Raw genomic sequence first — 18,325 nt, 5'->3', positions numbered from 1 at the left:
TTTTTAATTTTTCTGAAAAATATATTACCCGCTAAGTGATGTTTTTATCATCACCCTATTGGGTGAAATTAACTAAATTGGTTATATAGTTAAATGTTATAAAAGTTATTTGGGTTGATTTAAGTCAAAGAAATGTTGTGTATTCTTGATTGTTTAATTCAATATTATTATCAGGTGGGTGTGATTTATAAAATAAGCCGAAAGCTTAGATAAAGTGAGACATTTACTTCCCACTTTATCTAACCTGACCTAATTATGTATTTTGAAAGCCAAGTTCGTTTTTTGACGTTCTTTTGTCTAGCAGACCACTGAATCGAGTTAGGGCCAATGCCACTAAGACAATCACTGCGCCAATCCAAGGCGTGTTCATTAAGCCAGACTCCGCAACAATGATACCGCCGCCCCAAGAACCAAGTGCGATACCAACGTTGAAGGCCGCGATGTTTAAGCCTGATGCTACGTCGACTGCATCTGGCGTGTATTTCTCTGCCAGCTTAACTACGTAGACTTGCAAACCTGGAACGTTACCGAAGGCAAAAGCACCCCATACCAAAATCGTTGCGACTGATGCGTAAGGGTTAACTGCCGTGAAGTTAAACACAACCAGTACCGCGGCTAGACCAGAAAAGATAACCGTCAGCGCTTTGATTGGCCCCATTTTATCGGCCATCTTACCACCCCAGATGTTACCTACCGCGACTGAAACACCGTAGACCAACATGATTAGGCTGATGGCACTTGAGTCGAAACCAGACACGTTTTCTAGGATCGGAGCAAGGAACGTAAACGCGGTAAATGTGCCGCCATATCCCAGTGCTGTGATTGCATAAACCAATAACAGTCTTGGTTGAGTCAGAACTTTTAGTTGAGCTGATAACTTAGCCGCTGGTGGTTGTTTTAGGTTGTTAGGTACTAACAGTGCACTGCCAATCAAAGCAATTAAGCCTAGTAGAGCAACGATCAAGAAGGTCGCTTGCCAGCCAAAAGTCTGACCAATATAAGTACCTAGTGGCACGCCTGTTACCAGAGCAACTGTTAATCCAGTAAACATGATTGCTATTGCGCTCGCGGCTTTGTCTTTTGAAACCAATCCAGTCGCGATGGTTGAGCCGATCGAGAAGAATACACCGTGTGCAAGGCCGGTGAGAATACGTGCGGCGATCAAGGTGTTATAGCCAGGAGCTTGCCATGCCAGTAAGTTACCCACCACAAACAGCGACATGATGGTGAGCAGTACCAGTTTTCGATTCCACTTACCGGTAAGTGCAGTCAGTACTGGCGCACCAACGGCAACGCCCAGTGCGTAAAGGCTAACTAATAGGCCTGCAGAAGGTAGAGATACGTTGAGATCGGTTGCCATAGTTGGTATTAAGCCAACGATAACAAACTCTGTGGTTCCTATGGCAAAGGCGCTGAGCGTCAATGCAAGTAAAGCTAATGGCATAATCATCTCTCTTACTGTTCTTTGTTAAATACCGAGCGCGATAAAATGGGGCAGCTTGCGACTGCAATAGGAGCGCTTCGTTTGATGGCGAGGATTATCTAGCAAAATATATTTGTGAAAAATGCCATCATTAACAAATAACCTTTGTGTTATTTGCAATAATTGGAGGTTTAGCCGATCATTGGATTAAGCTGATGAGATCGAAAAGACATAGATGATTTGAGCTGTGATGAGCACAAGCGAGATGACATTAAACAAAATGAAGATAGCGAAGGAGCCTCATGCTAACCCGTTCAGATGATTTAGAAATGGTACTCACCGTTGTAGATGCTGGTGGTTTTTCTGCGGCGGCAGAGGCGCTGGATGTGCAAGTCGCCAAGGTATCTCGTTCGGTGAGTAAGGTTGAGTCGCAACTCGGCGTCTCAATATTCAACCGAACAACGAGACGCGTGGAATTGACGGAAGAAGGACGGCAGTTTGTCGATTCAGTCAGGTTGGGGTTACAGATGATCCAGAGCGCGGAAGAAGAAATCGTGTCGCGCGGTGAGTTGCCAAAAGGTCGTTTAAGAGTCGATGCCGCAAGTCCATTCGTATTCCATCAGCTAGTGCCTTTGGTGCAGTCATTCAAAGAGGCTTATCCAGACATTGAGTTGGAACTCACTTCCAACGAAGGCTTCGTTGATCTTCTGGAAAAGAGAACTGATGTTGCGATTCGAATCGGTAAGTTGTCCGACTCAACATTGCACGCGCGCCCGTTAGGAAAAAGTTTACTCCATATTGTGGCATCACCTGATTATCTCGCTAAGCGTGGGCTACCCACCAAACCTGAAGATTTGAGTTCGCATCAAATTGTGGGTTTTGCAGGGAACAAAGTGCTTAACCATTGGCCTTTACCAAACCAAAGTTATGTCGCGCCTACCGTGACAGCCAGTAATGGCGAAACCGTACGTCAACTTGTATTGGCTGGAAATGGGATAGCTTGTTTATCGGGGTTTATGGTGCAGGAAGATATGGCTGCAGGGCGTCTAATCCCTATTCTGGAACAAGACAAACTTGCGAATACAGATCGAGAGCGAGTCAATGCGGTGTTCTATAAATCATCTTCGGTATCTAAGCGTATCTCCGCGTTTATCGATTTTATTCAGCCTAGGCTAAGCCTTTGATTCACCGTTAGACGAAGTTAATCTCACTATTTATTATTACTTATATGTAATAATCATTCTTAAAAATATGGGATTATCAAATTGGATGGTCACACCTATACTAGCCCCATCAAAACGAGAGAGCGATAACAAACAAGCTCAACGTTGACTGACTAATATAGGAAATATCACATGACTATCGAAATCAAACCTGGTCAAACTCATATCCAATCTAAAGCTATGGTTGCTTGGAAAGCGGGTGAGCCGCTAAAGCGTGAAACGGTTGACGTTGAACTGCCAAAGGCTGGCGAAGTACTTGTTCGTATCGTTGCTACTGGTGTTTGTCACACTGACGCATTTACTCTTTCAGGTGACGATCCAGAAGGTATCTTCCCTTCTATCCTTGGTCACGAAGGTGGCGGTATCGTTGAAATGATCGGCGAAGGCGTAACAAGCGTTGAAGTTGGCGACCACGTTATCCCACTTTACACAGCTGAGTGCGGCGAATGTAAATTCTGTAAGTCTGGTAAAACTAACCTTTGCCAAGCGGTTCGTGAAACTCAAGGTAAAGGCCTAATGCCAGATGGCACAAGCCGTTTCTCTATTAACGGTGAGCCAATCTTCCATTACATGGGTTGTTCTACTTTCTCTGAGTACACGGTACTTCCAGAAATCTCACTAGCGAAAGTAAACAAAGAAGCACCTCTTGAGGAAGTTTGTCTTCTAGGTTGTGGCGTAACCACTGGTATGGGTGCGGTACTGAACACAGCTAAAGTTGAAAAAGGTGACACAGTTGCTGTATTCGGCCTAGGCGGTATCGGTCTTTCTGCAATCATCGGTGCTCGTATGGCTGGTGCAAGCAAAATCATCGGTGTTGATATTAACGAGAGCAAATTCGAGCTAGCGAAACAACTTGGCGCGACTGACTGCATCAACCCAATGAACTACGACAAGCCAATCCAAGACGTTATCGTTGAGATGACAGACGGCGGTGTTGATTACTCATTCGAATGTATCGGTAACGTTAACGTGATGCGTCAAGCTCTTGAGTGTTGTCACAAAGGTTGGGGTGAATCAGTTGTAATTGGTGTTGCAGGCGCTGGCCAAGAGATCTCAACTCGTCCGTTCCAACTGGTAACAGGTCGTGTATGGCGTGGTTCAGCTTTCGGTGGTGTTAAAGGCCGCTCTGAGCTTCCAGAAATCGTAAACCGTTACATGGCGGGTGAGTTCGGACTGCAAGAGTTCATTACTCACACTATGGGTCTTGAAGACGTAAACGAAGCATTCGAACTAATGCACAAAGGCGAGTCTATCCGTACTGTTCTACACATGGATAAATAGCCTTAAATCTTAAACCTCATCTGGTTTTCATAAAGTCCGTTAGATCAAATCTAACGGGCTTTATTTTTTAATATTTTTATTAAAGGTTCTTCCCTTTAATAAAGGTATCTGAATTGTCCTACAGGGTTACTGGAATCATCCTTATGTTGACCAAACTTCGCCACTCTCTACCTCTTCAACTAATGCTCGCTGCATTGCTTGCTTGGTTTCTCGCACAACTTATTTCTCCAACATCTGATGTAACCCAATCGGGTTGGTATCAGTTTTTAATGCTTGGCAAAACTACCTATATCGGCTTGCTAAAAATGGTCGTTGGGTTAGTGGTTTTATTCTCGTTACTGCAAGGTATAACAAGCATTGGTTCGATCACTCGATTGAAGAAAATTGGCCGCAATACGGTGCTTTTCTATAGCTTCACGACGTTGATAGCCATCTCTTTGGGCTTGGGTGCTTCACTGCTGTTGCCTGCTTGGGAGCCTTTAACCAGCGTTGCTACGATTGGAGATGATGTTCAGCTTATAAGCGAAGATGCGGCAGGTGGAGCTGCGATTGCTAGCAAGCTTTTTAGCATGGCATTAGTGAACCCGGTCGCGGCGTTAACCAATGGTAACTTGCTCGCGATTGTTGTGTTCTCATTCATGCTGGGTATTGCTTTACTTTCTTCATTGCCAGAAAAACACCCGATTTTTGAGGTGCTTAATGGCTTGAACAAGAGCATCAATACCATTGTTGGTTGGATCATTCGTTTAGCTCCGCTCGCGGTTTTCGCCATTGTTCTCGATTTTACCGTTCGTGGTGGTGAGTCATTATTTGAGCAATTGGCACTGTTTGCTCTGCTTGTATTTGTGCTGACCCTGATCCACGGAGCGATTGTCTTACCGACTATTGCCAAGGTGATGACTGGGATTCGTTTTAGCACACTATTCAAAGGAATCTCAGCACCAATGGCGATGGCGTTCGCAACGTCATCAAGTTCTGCTACCTTGCCACTGGCAATGCAGAGCGCGGAAGAAAAGCTCGGTGTATCGCAAAGTACCAGTAGCATGGTGTTGCCGCTTGGCGCAGTGATGAACATGGATGGTACGGCACTTTTCGAAGGTGTTGCGGCAATCTTCTTGGCTCAACTGTTTGGTGTGGACCTCACGACTTCTGGTTTGGTGATGATCTTCATTATGGCGATGGTCTCTTCTGTGGGGGCTCCGGGTATGCCATCTGGATCTATGTCTGGCATGCAGCTGGTGTTATTGGCCGCTGGCATACCACTGGAAGCGATTGCGATTCTGCTGATTATTGAACGCCCGTTAGATACATTCCGGACTGCGGTTAATGTAGAAGGTGACATGATTGCTGCATTGGTCGTGGATAAATGGCAGAAACAACAAGCAACAGTGCTTGAGCCAACACTAAGCGAGTCTGTAGCTTAGAGAATATCAAGTTCAACGAAAAAGCCCGTTCAGGTGATCTGAACGGGCTTTCTGTTGTCTGTTGATACGTGCGGTCAGTGGCTAACCGATCTTAGTCATCTCATTGAGAGTGAATGACGCCACACTGCCTTCGGTTGCTGCCATGTACTCAGCAAGGTGAGTATTTCCCATATGTGTTTGCCAAAGTTCACGTGATGTCCAGTTTTCGTAGAAAGTGAAATGCGCTGGATTTTCATTGTCTTGGTGTAGGTCGTAATTGATACAACCTTCTTCAGCGCGAGTGATATCAATCAGCTTTAGCAGTTCTGCTTTAACCAGTTCAACTTTGTCTTCGTTAGCGACGATGTTTGCAATGATAGTCAGTTGTGTCATGTTCGTTACCTATATTATTTGATTCACCGAAGTGGTGTTGTTCTTTGTCACAGAGCGCTTTGTTTATCTAGCTCGTCTGTGTCGATGGATAAATAATAGTAGGGATATTCAAAACGATAAACCGCGCGCAGTTAGAATAATTATCAAAAATTATTTGATAATAAACTTAGGTTTACAGTCTTTCGGGTATGGGCTAAAGAGTATTAAAACCCGCCAGCCCAAGCATCAAAATCATCAATATTGTCGAGTTCTTGTTGGCTTCTTGGAGCAGGGTAATAAGGCAAGGCTAGCCTCACAACAGAAGGTAATAGCTCCCATTCTGGCGTCATCTTAAGGCGCTTCAATTCATCATTGAGACGAACAAACATATAGTAGCCGTCGCTGTGGGTATTGGCGTAGCTTGCGATTGTGGCGATATCACCAGAAGGTAGTTTTACATCTCGGCCAAGTGGGTAGAGCTGGTGAAGCGCAAAGCTCACTTTTGGATCTTGTAATTTGCCTTCTTTAAAGCGCTCTAGGCCAATAGCGGTTGAGGTCGTGCGAGGCTTCCAGCCTGTGAGGAACAAGCCACTCAAACTATCTTGGAACGGCTTACCTTTTCGATTACCTTCATTGCTAATGAATTGAACCGTCAGTTTGTCTCCTGATTCTTCCAGAATTTCTAAAAACTGTTCACCAGTGCGATCGACTAAAAGCTTCATAAGACATAAATACCATTAAGAATGAGATACGATAAATGGTACTACTTTTGGGTAGGATTGTGTAGGAGCGATCAACCCGTTATTGCAAGTGTCGTGTCAAGATTGCCGTACTTATCATGATTGTACTGAGAACGAATACGCCGAGAGCAATTAGCCCTCGGCGCATTTATGAATTGACCGTTAAAACCTGTGGTTTACTTGATACGGAATTAGATTAATACGGAATTAGCTTAACTCTTCCTCAACGTATTGAAGACAAAATGACTGAGCATGATCATCAATGTTGACTTGCTCGTTACCTCTCAACTCAAGGTACAGTGTGACAGCTTGTTTGAGTGCAGGGATCAATGCGTCACGTTCTGGCATCGCGACGGTTTTTACGAGTGCTTGCGCAAACTCAGGCAGCCGTTCTTCAATTTTCCTCACACCAGACGGCGTGAGCCCAGCTTGCTTTAGCGCCAGCGGAGATAGAACGTTTTGACGAATGAAAGAGAGAAACTCAACTGTTTCGAAGTATTCGCCACGAGCTATCTTGGTTGCGGCATAGTGCGTCCAAATCCAAAAACGATCTTCAATCCATTGCGGGTCTGGTTGTGGGTAGCGTGGTTCCGCGCTGCTGAATACATCGGTTAATAAGCTATCTCGTTCCCATAACACCTGGTTGTTATCAACTCGAATTGCTGCATCTGGCAGAGAGACAAATTTGAAATCAACGTGCACAGGTTCTGGGCCAAATATCGACACAATTAAACGTGGTTCACCAACATGCTCACCCGTGAAGGCGGCGACTTTACCGCCAATGCTATCAAGAATGTTGAACCGTTCTTGCATTACGCTTTCATAGTCGGCTGGGTTGACCGCGATAACAAAATCTAAGTCGCTGTATTTGTCCATCGAATCAGCGCCAAAGGAGCCACTTGCGGCAATGCCACATATACGAGGATCTTGAGACAAGACATCAACCACTTTGATGAGAAGTGCTTTGTGAGGTGCTGGAAGAGTGCTTGGGTAGTTCATATTTTACCTATCTTAACAAGTTAGAACTGCAGTGCAGCTAGTGCGGCAAAATCAACGCAGCATTACAGAGTGTCAATGTCGGCTTAGCTTGTCAATAATTAGCTTGTGAGCAGAATGAGGAACGGCTTCGAGGATAGAGCTGGGTTGCAGACTTTAGGTTTCTTAAGTAAAGGAGGCGTGATGAGCCAACTCGATTTTGGCTCATCAACATCGATCATTTAAGTGGCTTAACGCTTACGTAAATAGTGAGTAGTTACGATTTGATCAAGGTAAGTCGTGACACTTTTTAGCGTAAAGTCGAGAGGAGCGACTAGGTCACCAAATAGCGGAGCACCACCACCAAGAACGACAGGGATTGTCGAGATAATCAGTTCATCAACCAGGTCTTCTTTCAGGAAGTTTTGAATGGTCACACCGCCATCAATATATAGATTGTTAAGGCCTTTGCTGTTGAGGTCTTCGATGATCTGAGTTAACTCGCCCTTCATCAGGAACACTTTGCCTTCAAGCTCTTCAGGCACTTCCGTCAACGTGCTGCTCAATACATAAACCGGTTTTGTGTAAGGCCAATCAATACCGAAGCTCAGCACCATATCCATGGTGTTTCGGCCCATTACCAAAGCATCGATACGATCGATATGGGCGTTGTACCCCATGTCATCACCCTCTGGATTTGGGATGGCTTGTAACCAATCTAGACCACCGTTTTTGTCTGCAATGTAACCATCAAGACTCGTACCGATAAAGACAATATTTGACATTGTTAACTCCGAAATTGAACAGGAACTTGGCATTTACGCTGTATTAAATTAAAATATTCTACAGTGTAGAAATTAAGTTTAAGAGGTGGTGTTATGACTGTCAAGGATCAAAAACGAGGTCGACCAAAGAGTGGATCACGCCAACTGAGTGCCGAGAAGATCTTAGATACGGCAAAGGGCATGATGCGTGAAGGCGGTAAAGTTCCGAGTATTAGAGGGCTAGCCACAGAACTCGGTGTCGATGCGATGGCGATATATCATTACTTCAAAAACAAAAATGATCTATTGGAGTCGATCACTGTCTCATTGGTCGGTGAAGTGGCACAGCCTGAGCAAAACCAAGAGTGGCAAGAGAATCTGTATCAGCTTAGCGTGAGCTACCTGTCGGTGTTGAACGACTACCGTGGGCTATTCGAAACTTTGCTGACGATGAAATCGCTTGGGCCCGTTGAGGTATTTAGTGAGCGCTTTGAAGCGGTAGTGAGCCCGTTGAATCTCACAGCAGAGCAAACCGAAGACGCTCTTCATTTGCTAGTAGACTATTTGCATGGCTATGCGCTTGCATTGAACTGTAACCCGGATAGAACTGAGATTACGGTTGAGATGGTGAGAAAGCCTTTAGGTCTTTATTGTTTAGGTATCGAACAACTGAAAGCATCGTGACCTAGTAGTCACTATCGACGCCTGAATAGGTGAATTCGGTACTGTGTTCCTCACGATGAAGTCGCTAAGTTTTATTTATACTGGATAATTACCTATAAATTTCTGGATTTAGCAGTAATAATCAATGAATAACCTCGAACAACTTGGTCGTTGAAAAGTTGTCGAGGCCAATTCAAAGACCTCACCGTGAAAAGGAAGTCAAACACATGCCTGTGCTCCAACGCATCAGCTTAACCTTATTACTCGTCGCCGCACTCGGTGGCTGCTCTTCATTACCCGAAGGCATCGATCACCCGGCAGAACCGTACACCTCTTATGGACCAAGCGCTTTATCGGTTTTGGCGGATGAATATCAACCCGAATCAGAGCAGGCGACGACTGCCGTTCGTTTACAAGAATCCGGTTGGGATGCATTGGCTCAGCGCTTGGCACTAGTTGAAAGCGCAGAGCACACCATCGATATTCAATACTACATCTGGAACTCGGACGAATCGGGCAAGTATCTCGCTAGTCGCCTGCTAGCTGCTGCTGATCGTGGCGTTAAGGTTCGCGTGATGCTGGATGACATCAACCTCAATGAGCGTGAAGGGCTACTGTCAGCACTCGACGCTCACCCGAATGTTGAGATTCGAATCTTCAACCCAACACCAACGCGCCGTGGTTTCAGTAAGTGGTTGAGCTTCCTTGGTGATTTCTCACGTTTAAACCGTCGTATGCACAATAAATCGTTCACTGTAGATGGCACTTTGTCTGTGGTGGGTGGACGTAATATTGGTGATGAATACTTCGATCTTTCTGACGAGATCAACTTCCGAGATCGTGATGTATTGGTGATGGGTACCGTCGTTACCACTATCCAAACCAGCTTTATTGAGTATTGGGATAGTCGTTGGTCTTACCCTGTCGCTATGTTGGGTGACGAAGAGCAACCGGATCTTTCAAAGATTGACGATATAACGGTTCCACAATACAAAAACTCCCCAGAGTTACCATTAAATCATGAAGCAGCAGATAGCTTGCTGAAAGAGGTTCTTGATGAGATGACTTGGGTGAATGCTCGTTTCGCTTACGATCGCCCTGTGCCTGTTGATTCAGACAATACTGATGAACCTAAAGCAACGGCGGTTTTGCTAGGTCAGCTAGCCAGTGAATCTAAACAAGAGATCTTACTTGAATCGGCCTACTTGGTATTCGATGATGGCCAATTAGATGAGTGGCAAACGTTGAATGACGAAGGCGTTGAGATAAAGGCACTGACTAACTCAATGGCGTCAAATGACTTGGTTACTAACCACTCTGCTTACGCGGGCAGACGCTACGATATGTTAGAGCATGGCATCGACCTGTTTGAGTTAAAACCAGATACCAAGTTGTGTGAAGCATCTACCCAAGACGTGTCTAAGTGTGCGCCAGAGACGGCTTATGGTCTGCATGCTAAATCAGTGGTATTTGACCGCAGTATTGCGAGTATTGGTTCATTCAACTTCAACCTGCGCTCGACTTACCTAAATACGGAGTCGGTGTTAATCATCGAAAACAAAGCGATTGCTGAAACGCTAGCTGAAACTATCGAACAGGCGATGAGCGAAGATAACAGTTGGCGTTTGGAGCTAGAAGATGGTGATGTGTACTGGTACTCAGGTGAGCAAAGTTGGGACAGCGAACCAGAAACCGGCAAGTGGGAGCGCATGCAATCAGGCTTCCTACAGCTTCTCCCGATAGAGAAATATCTATAAGAAAATCAGAACCATAGAGAATAAAAATGTCAGCGCATAATACGCTGACATTTTTGTTTGTGGTGATTGAAACTGAGCTTTTTATCTGAGCTAGATCTTGAATGCTATCTCTTAGTCAGTTGCTTACTGTTCAAGTACGGCAGAATATGAGGACGAGATTCACCAGAGAGTTTCTGTGTGATCTGCTGTGACCAACTGCTTTGCTTTTGGTTACTTGAGCGGTTGGCGTAGTAGCTCTGCATTGAATCGTCGTAGCTTGCGATCTCATCTAGGCTCAATGGCTGGTATTGGTTTTCGTGCATCACCACATGAGCTGGAAGGCGGGGTTTTATCTCTGGTTGCTGTGCAGGATGACCTAAACACATACCAAATAGCACGGCTGTGTGCTGTGGAAGTTCTAATAGCTCATCAACCTGTTGTGCGCTGTTACGCAGGCCACCAATGTACACGCCACCTAAACCAAGAGACTCAGCAGCCAGCATGCAGTTTTGCGCCATGATGCCAGAATCTACCGCGCCAATCAGGGTCAGTTCAGTAAAGTCGGTTTTTACGTCAGGGTTAATCTGAGCGTGACGCTGATAGTCGATACAGAACACCAAAAACTCAGCGGCACTTTCAACATAAGGCTGATTGCCAGCGTATTCTGCTAGCAGTTTGCGCTTCTCTTTGTTTGTCACTCTCACGATAGAAACAGCCTGCAGTAAGCTCGATGACGAAGCCGCGAGACCAGCCTGAATAATCACATCTAGTTGCGCTTTTTCAATCGGTTGATTTGTATATTGACGAATGGAGCGGTGCCCCAGAATAGTTTCAATCGTGCTGTTCATAACTCTCAGACTGTCCTTGTGATGATGACGTAGAGAATCACAATAACGACAATTACCATGAGCGTAAAGGGGGATAGGTTCTTTCTGGTTAGCGGTATAAGATTCATGAAATCAAAAGGATTGCTCTCACAGCCAATCCTTTTTTCGTAACGTTTCTTGCTAGAAGCGAATAATGCTTAAGAGTTCGCTTTAATGACGAAGCGACAACGTAATAAAGTGCACTCGGTTGGTTGAGTAACTGCCCGTCGGCTGGAACAGACCAGAATTCGCATCAATTTCTGCTGTGCCAAGGTCTTGGTATTGGTAACTTAAGCCAAAATGCAGGTCGCTAGAAATTTTACGCTCGGCACCTACGCCAATGCGCCATTGCTGATCGAGTGGCAATAATATGTCTCGGTTGTCGTTGTCTAATGGACTGGTATCCCCGCTGATGCCACTGTAGAGCAACCAATCTTCATACGTGTATTCAACGCCTACACCCAGCGAATAAGTGGTTGAGTATTTCTCATCGTAGTCCTGCCATGTCTCTAGGTTGGTGCTTAAAAGCAGGGCAAGGTCGTCATTCAAAGCGTGTCGTACTCCAAGGTTCAAGCTTCGTACCCAAGTCAACTCAGAGCTGACTCCAAAGGCATTGGCTTTATCGAGTTCGAGGTCGTGGTCAAACTGGCTTTGGTAACTGATCCCCAGTTGCGTGGTATCGGTAATGTGGTGGTTTACACTCAAGCCAAATCCGAGTTCTAGGCTGTCACCTTCGAGCGTACGGTCTTGTATCGCTTCTGTTTTGAGTGAGGCATGCTGCAAGATGAGTGAGCCACCGAGCGAGAGTGTATCAGTTAATTCATAAGACAATGACGAGGTGAGGTTAACCGTTGCGATGTTGTTTTCTTTGATTAGCAGGGCTGGGTTCGCACCAACGCCTTGAGAATATTCAACCCCTATCCCTCCGGCTGCATGTAAAGCTGCACCCGTAACCCAGCGTTCGTTTAACCGCGCCGCGTAAGAGAGGTGAGGCAACACGGAGCCACTACTGCCGGTGGTTTCTGCTTGGCTATCGCTGCGTACAAAGGTCGACTTTACATCCAGATATTGTACGCCAAGTATCCAAGCGTCATCCTCGATGGAAGAGAGTGCGGCTGCGTTAGTGATCACTGCAGAGGCATCATTTACAGTGACATTTCCGGTGCCTGCGGTGCCAACACTTTTGGTCGTCGCGATTTGTGAAAGGTTTAAGCCACCTGCATGCGCGACTGAGGTGAACACACCAACCATAATGATAGGAAGTGCGATTAACGGAGTTTTCAAAACAAGAGTCTCATGTTGTTTAGCGAGAGATTGACCGCAGCGACGGCGGGTAGCGTCGCTGCGGTAATGGGGGTAGGGTGTTTCTGGCTTCGCTCTCTAGTATTAGAGCTTGGTTACCTGCGGTAGCTGGATATTGGTTATCGAGTACCGCTTGTGTTGGCTCGTAAAGACGCATGTGCAGATAAAAGTCATCTTTCGGTGCTGGTAGCCAGTTACATGTTGGATCGGTTGGCTTGTTGTACTGAATACAGATCGGCAGAGTGCCATCTTCAGCGTAAATAAGTTCTTGTTTACGGTTGGTCGAGATTGAGTAGCGCTGAATGAAGTTCTCAACCATAAACAGGTGCTTAGCATCGTACATCGTTAATGACCAGAAGGCCTCCGCAGGCGCATCGGCAGGCATGGTCATGCGGTATTGATGCTGGCCAGATAGCTGTTCGCCCTTCGAGTCTGTGTATCGATTTGGGTAGAGTGCTCGCTCAGGTACGTTTAACCCTGCAGCTCGAAGGTTGATGCTGGCGCGGCTCAAGTAGTCGTTTCCATAGCGACCCCCTTCGTACATCATCGACCACCCATTGTTAATATCGCCGATGCTGCGCCCTGCGTATTGAATGATCTTCTGAGACGACTCAATTGCTCGCAGCAAACCTTTTTGCTGTTCAGGGGAAAGCGCTTCTGGGTTGAACGGCGTATCACCGCCAATCCCAATTTGCTCAAACTGCTCAACAATCGGCGCATCTTCTGGAATCGGGTTCTTTCTGAGTTCGCGGTCGATTAAGGCGTACCATTCTAACCCTTCTGGCCTTGCCATCGGTGGAATTCCGCCACTCGCATGCTTGAGTTTCGCCGGTGTATGCTTTTTATCGAGTTCGTTGAGTGGGTAACTTAGGAACTGATCGTGCACCACGAGCGCATCTTTAAGGTCTTGTTCGCCAAAAACGCCAGTACGGTGAATCAACCAAACCATAGGGGTGCGCGATTCAACGACGCGATCAATACCGTCTGGCACCTCACCTTTCCAGCCTTTGTTGACCAGTAGCACTTTTGAACCTTGGTCTCCGGCATTTTTGATGTGCAGATCATCAATCGACTCAGAATAAGCATCCAATAACTGCACGATATAGTAACGGTTATCGGTTTTCGGGATGTCCAGCACCATTGGTCCGGATAGGTCTAAATCGTAGTGTGCCTGTGAGTAAAGCGTGTCGTTATTGACGGTTGGCACGATTTGCTCTTGCGGCCCAGACAAAGCGCGTGTTTTACCCATCTCATTCAGAGGCGCCATACCATTGTCCATGGCGGCATCGACCGAAGTGGTGGTTTGTCTGACAGCAGCAACCGTGAGAGGTCCAGTACCATAAACGAATGCTTGCACACCTAAGTTGTAAGCAAGCTCCTCTTCTGGCGTGACTGGTTGCTCAGCAAAAGACGGCATCGCCACCACACTGGACAAAGAGCACACCAAAGTGGCCAGTACCTTTTTCTTACAAAACAGCTTTCTCATGGAACACCTATATTGTTGGAAGTCTATGGTGCAGAGCATAAGAGGAAGTGTGATTAAGGAGTGTAATAGCCGATATTAAGATTGTTAATACGTCCTTTTTATTATTTAAGTTGTTGTTTTTATTTTAAATTTAATGGCGACTAACAGGCAGTAAACCCGTGCGGAGGAGAGGAGGCGCGAGGGGCTATTGTTTGCTTGATTGGCGGTTGATATGTTGACCCAAAATTAAGGGGGCAATATGAACGCATCAACTCATCCTTTCAGTCTATTCATCAAAGCAGAAGGGGCGCAATGTAATCTTGATTGCAGCTATTGCTACTACTTAAACAGACAAGATGTCGACAAGCGATCATCGATGCCACAGAGCATGATGGAGCAGATCGTCCACTCGCACATTGAGGCGCAACCCGCTCAGGCTACACAGGTTGATTTCATTTGGCATGGCGGTGAACCCATGCTGCGAGGGCTAGCGTTTTATCAGTCTGCGGTTGCTGCTCAGCAGTCCAAAAAAGTGAACAAGCAAATCGTCAATACCATGCAAACCAATGGCACCTTAATCAACGAGCGCTGGGCCTCTTTTTTTGCTCAACACGACTTCATGTTGGGGATCAGTATCGACGGTCCCAACCTGCTTAATGACATTGCTCGTATCGATAAAAACGGACACTCTTCTTTCGAACGCACCATGCGTGGCATCTCCTATCTGAAGAAACATAATGTTGAGTTCAATACGCTCACCGTGGTCAATAATAAAACCTACCAACATGCGAAAACCATCTATCAATTTTTGGTCGAAAATGGCAGTGGTTATATGCAGTTTCAGCCGTGTATGGATCACGAACTGGATAGACGAACGGGGCACGATTGGTCGTTAACGGGCGAGCAATGGGGACAGTTCCTGTGTGACCTCTTTGATGCTTGGAGCGCTGCGGATGTGGGCAAGGCCTATATTCAGTTTTTTGAGAACTGCTTAATGATCTTGATGGGTTACCCTAGCCAGATGTGCCATCACAGTGCAACCTGTGGTCAGCAGTTGATGGTGGAACATGATGGGCAGGTCTACAGTTGTGACCATTTTGGCTATCAAGATCATAAACTTGGTTCTATGACCAGTGATAAGCTAGCACAAATGGCGATGTCACCGCAGCAAGTCGCGTTTGGTACCAACAAGTATCACGACTTAAACAGTACTTGCCGAAGCTGTGATTTTGTTGAGATGTGTCAGGGTGGTTGTCCAAAAAATCGCATTGCCACAACTCAAGACGGCGGTGCGATGAATCATCTATGCCAAGGCTATAAGATGTTTTTTCGCCATGCACTGCCTAAGCTATTACCTATGGTAGAGGCGATGATAAAGGGCTACTCACCCGCCTATTTCCCTCTGTTTAACTGACTCGCTTTCTTTATGAGGTGCGACTAAAGATGCCCAAAGACCTTAACTTGCTGCGACTGATACTGGTGCTCAACGAGACGCGCCAAACGGTGACGGCGGCGAAAGCACTGAACGTGAGTCAGCCAACCGTTAGTGTGATGCTGCGTAAGTTAAGGGAGCAGTTTGATGATGAACTGTTTGTCAGAGATAAAGCTCGCCTTGAACCTACCCCTAAATGTTTGAAGCTGATTGAGAGCCTGCCTGCCTTATTGGAGCAAATCGATGATCTGTATGTTCCCGATAAAGAGTGGAGCCTCAGCGACCTCAAAGGCGAAGTGCAAATCATGCTGCCCACGCCACTACTTGTGCCAATTGGGGTTCCGCTGATGAAGACACTGACTAAAGCTGCGCCACATGTCACTTTTCAGTGCTCTCCGTGGCTGGATAATGGTGTGCAAACCTTGGAAACCAATCGCACCAGTTGGGGCGTGAGTTATTTGCCGATGGAGGTCAATAAAACCCTTGCCGAGCGGCCTGTGGGGTTTGATAAGTTCATGCTAGTGCTACGCAAAGACCATCCTTTGCAAGGTAATGCACTGGAGGATGTTATGAAATACCCATTATGTATCAATATGATACCTGGGTATATTCAGCCTTCTAAATCGGAAATGCTGATTAAAAAGTACGACTTGGATAAACACATCGCTCTTAGAAGCAACAACATGAACCTGATGTTAGAGATCGTCAAAGACAGCGATTTTATCTACATCACCTCCAATAAGTGTCGCTCGCACGTGGGTGAAGAGTATCGCTGTGCCGAGCTGCCATCTGAGTTGCTAAAAGACACCTATCGCCGAGAGTTAGCCCTGTTTACTCACCAAGCCAATCGCAATAACCCGTTTACTGATTGGTTGCAGAGCGAAATCACCACTCTGATTCAGCCTTAGTTTTACTCTTGATCCGAGAGTAAGAATACCCTGCCTAAACTGCCGCTATTAAAAATCGTAATAGTGGCTATCAAGCCATTTTTAGCCTCTTTCTTATACCATTTATCTAAACAACGGTTCGCTTGAGGCATACATCATTGTCGGTGTGGCTCTAGCGATTTACTCATAGTGAATGAGGGTTATAAATGTATAAGTCTTTTGTTAAATCCGCTCTGGCGCTCTCGGTGTTGGCAAGTGTTAACGTTCAGGCGGCTAGCCAACCGAATGTGGTGGCTATCATGCTTGATGATGTTAGCCCAACCGATCTCTCAGCTTACCACCGTGGCCTCGGCGCGGTTGATACTCCTAACATCGACCGCATCGCTGAACGCGGCATGATGGTCAGTGATTACTATGCACAAGGCAGCTCTACCGCGGGGCGCTCTGCCTTTATCACAGGTCAATATCCTTTCCGAACAGGCTTAACTTCTGTCGGTCAGCCGGGCTCTTCGCTTGGCCTTCAAAAAGAAGATCCAACCCTAGCCGAAATGCTGAAAGACAAAGGCTATGCGACCGTGCATGTCGGTAAAAGTCACTTAGGCGATAACAATAGCCACCTCCCAACGGTGCACGGCTTTGATGAATTCTTCGGTTTCCTTTACCACCTCAACGTTATGGAGATGCCTGAACAGCCGGAGTTCCCTAAAGACCCGAATTTTAGAAGTCGTCCTCGTAATGTGCTTCACACTGTAGCGACCGATACGGTGGATATGAAAGAAGATCCAAGGTTCGGTGTTGTCGGTAAACAGACTATTGAAGACAAAGGTCCGCTGGGTGCCAAGCGCATGCAGACGGTCGATGGCGAGTTCTTAGACTTCGCCATGAACTGGCTTGATAAGCATGAAACAGAGAATGACGATCAGCCTTACTTCATGTGGTACAACCCAACGCGCATGCACCAAAAAACACACGTGCGTCCGGAGTACCAAGGCGCGAGTCAAATCAATACCTATTACGATGGTTTAATCGAACTTGATGACCAAATCGGTGTGCTGCTCGATAAGCTCGAAGACCTGGGCGAGATCGATAACACCATCATTCTATTCACCTCGGATAATGGTGTGAACCTTGACCACTGGCCGGACTCTGGCTCTGCATCGTTTAGAGGACAAAAGGGAACGACTTGGGATGGCGGCTTCCGTGTGCCGATGTTGGTCAGCTGGCCGGATAAAATCCCTCAAGGTGAATACACAGATGGCTTCATGACATCTGAAGACTGGGTGCCAACCATCATGGCTGCTGTGGGTGACACCGAGATCAAACAAGATCTGTTGAAGGGTAAAGAGCTGAATGGTCAGCAATACCAAGTCCACCTTGATGGCTACAACCAACTGGATATGTTGACCAAAGGCGAGCCGAGCCAGCGTCATGAATTCTTCTTCTATAACGAACAAGACCTCAATGCATTCCGTGTTGATGACTGGAAAGTACACCTAAAAACCAAGACTGAGTGGATTGCACCACCAGAGGCGTGGCCACTTGGGATGCTGGTGAATATCAAAGCTGACCCGTATGAGCGTAGCCCAGATACTCGCGGTTGGTTTTTATGGATGAAAGAGAAATCTTGGGTATTACCAAAGCTACAAAAAGCGGCGGCTGAATATCAAAAATCCCTAAAAGCGTTCCCACCAAGACAGAAAGCGGGTGGTATCGGTATGGCAGATAAATCAGTGGTTGCTGACTAACACCAAATACGACTAATGCAAGGTGTGCTGTAACAAGCACACCTGACT

Annotated in this window: 15 protein-coding genes and 1 pseudogene; 8 read left to right on the top strand and 8 right to left on the bottom strand. The window is 46.2% G+C overall.

The genetic code is table 11. The features are described 5' to 3' along the window. Window positions 1-253: 253 nt before the first annotated feature. Window positions 254-1,444, bottom strand: a complete 1,191-nt coding sequence (locus tag OH460_RS12670) for an MFS transporter (protein ID WP_269997545.1) — start codon at window positions 1,442-1,444, stop codon at window positions 254-256. Window positions 1,445-1,725: 281 nt separating this feature from the next. On the opposite strand from OH460_RS12670, the gene OH460_RS12665 reads away from it, so the two are divergent. The 3 genes from OH460_RS12665 to OH460_RS12655 all read left to right on the top strand — a co-directional run bounded on the left by OH460_RS12665 (window position 1,726) and on the right by OH460_RS12655 (window position 5,351). Further along, window positions 1,726-2,607 (top strand): LysR family transcriptional regulator, encoded by an 882-nt coding sequence (locus OH460_RS12665; RefSeq protein WP_269997543.1) that lies wholly within the window; start codon window positions 1,726-1,728, stop codon window positions 2,605-2,607. A 171-nt stretch (window positions 2,608-2,778) separates the two neighbouring features. Then, on the top strand, window positions 2,779-3,927 hold the full coding sequence (locus OH460_RS12660) for an S-(hydroxymethyl)glutathione dehydrogenase/class III alcohol dehydrogenase (protein WP_215402561.1): 1,149 nt from the start codon (window positions 2,779-2,781) through the stop codon (window positions 3,925-3,927). A gap of 143 nt (window positions 3,928-4,070) precedes the next feature. Then, entirely contained in the window at window positions 4,071-5,351 is a 1,281-nt protein-coding gene (locus tag OH460_RS12655; protein WP_269997539.1) for a dicarboxylate/amino acid:cation symporter, read from the top strand. An 81-nt stretch (window positions 5,352-5,432) separates the two neighbouring features. On the opposite strand, the gene OH460_RS12650 is transcribed toward OH460_RS12655, so the two are convergent. The 4 genes from OH460_RS12650 to OH460_RS12635 form a co-directional block, all read right to left on the bottom strand. Next, window positions 5,433-5,723, bottom strand: a complete 291-nt coding sequence (locus OH460_RS12650; RefSeq protein WP_060980685.1) for a putative quinol monooxygenase — start codon at window positions 5,721-5,723, stop codon at window positions 5,433-5,435. 203 nt (window positions 5,724-5,926) lie between these two features. Then, window positions 5,927-6,424, bottom strand: coding sequence for a hypothetical protein (locus tag OH460_RS12645; protein ID WP_269997534.1), 498 nt, complete (start codon window positions 6,422-6,424; stop codon window positions 5,927-5,929). Window positions 6,425-6,649: 225 nt separating this feature from the next. After that, window positions 6,650-7,441 carry an oxalate:formate antiporter gene (locus tag OH460_RS12640; RefSeq protein ID WP_269997532.1) on the bottom strand — a complete coding sequence of 264 codons (792 nt, stop codon included), beginning with the start codon at window positions 7,439-7,441 and terminating at the stop codon, window positions 6,650-6,652. Window positions 7,442-7,668: 227 nt separating this feature from the next. Further along, complete coding sequence (locus OH460_RS12635) at window positions 7,669-8,235, bottom strand: dihydrofolate reductase family protein (protein WP_269997530.1); 567 nt, start codon at window positions 8,233-8,235, stop codon at window positions 7,669-7,671. Window positions 8,236-8,295: 60 nt separating this feature from the next. On the opposite strand from OH460_RS12635, the gene OH460_RS12630 reads away from it, so the two are divergent. Together OH460_RS12630 and OH460_RS12625 are read left to right on the top strand one after the other, a co-directional pair. Then, window positions 8,296-8,865 (top strand): TetR/AcrR family transcriptional regulator, encoded by a 570-nt coding sequence (locus tag OH460_RS12630; protein ID WP_269997528.1) that lies wholly within the window; start codon window positions 8,296-8,298, stop codon window positions 8,863-8,865. A 206-nt stretch (window positions 8,866-9,071) separates the two neighbouring features. Beyond that, a complete protein-coding gene (locus tag OH460_RS12625) occupies window positions 9,072-10,601 on the top strand; it encodes a phospholipase D family protein (RefSeq protein ID WP_269997526.1) in 1,530 nt (509 codons plus the stop codon). Window positions 10,602-10,705: 104 nt separating this feature from the next. On the opposite strand, the gene nfsA is transcribed toward OH460_RS12625, so the two are convergent. From nfsA to OH460_RS12610, 3 genes and pseudogenes are all read right to left on the bottom strand, one after another. Continuing rightward, window positions 10,706-11,428, bottom strand: a complete 723-nt coding sequence (gene nfsA, locus OH460_RS12620; RefSeq protein WP_269997524.1) for an oxygen-insensitive NADPH nitroreductase — start codon at window positions 11,426-11,428, stop codon at window positions 10,706-10,708. A 189-nt stretch (window positions 11,429-11,617) separates the two neighbouring features. After that, a complete protein-coding gene (locus OH460_RS12615; RefSeq protein WP_269997522.1) occupies window positions 11,618-12,730 on the bottom strand; it encodes an OmpP1/FadL family transporter in 1,113 nt (370 codons plus the stop codon). A gap of 102 nt (window positions 12,731-12,832) precedes the next feature. Continuing rightward, window positions 12,833-14,234 (bottom strand): annotated as a pseudogene (locus OH460_RS12610) (DUF1254 domain-containing protein). 238 nt (window positions 14,235-14,472) lie between these two features. On the opposite strand from OH460_RS12610, the gene OH460_RS12605 reads away from it, so the two are divergent. The 3 genes from OH460_RS12605 to OH460_RS12595 all read left to right on the top strand — a co-directional run bounded on the left by OH460_RS12605 (window position 14,473) and on the right by OH460_RS12595 (window position 18,277). Continuing rightward, a complete protein-coding gene (locus OH460_RS12605) occupies window positions 14,473-15,627 on the top strand; it encodes an anaerobic sulfatase maturase (protein WP_269997518.1) in 1,155 nt (384 codons plus the stop codon). A gap of 29 nt (window positions 15,628-15,656) precedes the next feature. After that, on the top strand, window positions 15,657-16,553 hold the full coding sequence (locus OH460_RS12600) for a LysR family transcriptional regulator (RefSeq protein ID WP_269997516.1): 897 nt from the start codon (window positions 15,657-15,659) through the stop codon (window positions 16,551-16,553). A 185-nt stretch (window positions 16,554-16,738) separates the two neighbouring features. Beyond that, on the top strand, window positions 16,739-18,277 hold the full coding sequence (locus OH460_RS12595) for a sulfatase-like hydrolase/transferase (protein WP_269997514.1): 1,539 nt from the start codon (window positions 16,739-16,741) through the stop codon (window positions 18,275-18,277). Window positions 18,278-18,325: the final 48 nt, after the last annotated feature.

Origin of the sequence: Vibrio sp. Makdt, from assembly GCF_027587015.1 — a bacterium.
Lineage (GTDB): Bacteria > Pseudomonadota > Gammaproteobacteria > Enterobacterales > Vibrionaceae > Vibrio > Vibrio chagasii_B.
The sequence above is the reverse complement of the archived record's forward strand: the minus strand, read 5'-3'. Positions and strand labels throughout refer to the sequence as shown.

Coding starts and splice junctions, on each gene's coding strand:
- OH460_RS12670 (WP_269997545.1), bottom strand. CDS start 1,444: ATGCCATTAGCTTTACTTGCATTGACGCTCAGCGCCTTTGCCATAGGA.
- OH460_RS12665 (WP_269997543.1), top strand. CDS start 1,726: ATGCTAACCCGTTCAGATGATTTAGAAATGGTACTCACCGTTGTAGAT.
- OH460_RS12660 (WP_215402561.1), top strand. CDS start 2,779: ATGACTATCGAAATCAAACCTGGTCAAACTCATATCCAATCTAAAGCT.
- OH460_RS12655 (WP_269997539.1), top strand. CDS start 4,071: ATGTTGACCAAACTTCGCCACTCTCTACCTCTTCAACTAATGCTCGCT.
- OH460_RS12650 (WP_060980685.1), bottom strand. CDS start 5,723: ATGACACAACTGACTATCATTGCAAACATCGTCGCTAACGAAGACAAA.
- OH460_RS12645 (WP_269997534.1), bottom strand. CDS start 6,424: ATGAAGCTTTTAGTCGATCGCACTGGTGAACAGTTTTTAGAAATTCTG.
- OH460_RS12640 (WP_269997532.1), bottom strand. CDS start 7,441: ATGAACTACCCAAGCACTCTTCCAGCACCTCACAAAGCACTTCTCATC.
- OH460_RS12635 (WP_269997530.1), bottom strand. CDS start 8,235: ATGCCAAGTTCCTGTTCAATTTCGGAGTTAACAATGTCAAATATTGTC.
- OH460_RS12630 (WP_269997528.1), top strand. CDS start 8,296: ATGACTGTCAAGGATCAAAAACGAGGTCGACCAAAGAGTGGATCACGC.
- OH460_RS12625 (WP_269997526.1), top strand. CDS start 9,072: ATGCCTGTGCTCCAACGCATCAGCTTAACCTTATTACTCGTCGCCGCA.
- nfsA (WP_269997524.1), bottom strand. CDS start 11,428: ATGAACAGCACGATTGAAACTATTCTGGGGCACCGCTCCATTCGTCAA.
- OH460_RS12605 (WP_269997518.1), top strand. CDS start 14,473: ATGAACGCATCAACTCATCCTTTCAGTCTATTCATCAAAGCAGAAGGG.
- OH460_RS12600 (WP_269997516.1), top strand. CDS start 15,657: ATGCCCAAAGACCTTAACTTGCTGCGACTGATACTGGTGCTCAACGAG.
- OH460_RS12595 (WP_269997514.1), top strand. CDS start 16,739: ATGTATAAGTCTTTTGTTAAATCCGCTCTGGCGCTCTCGGTGTTGGCA.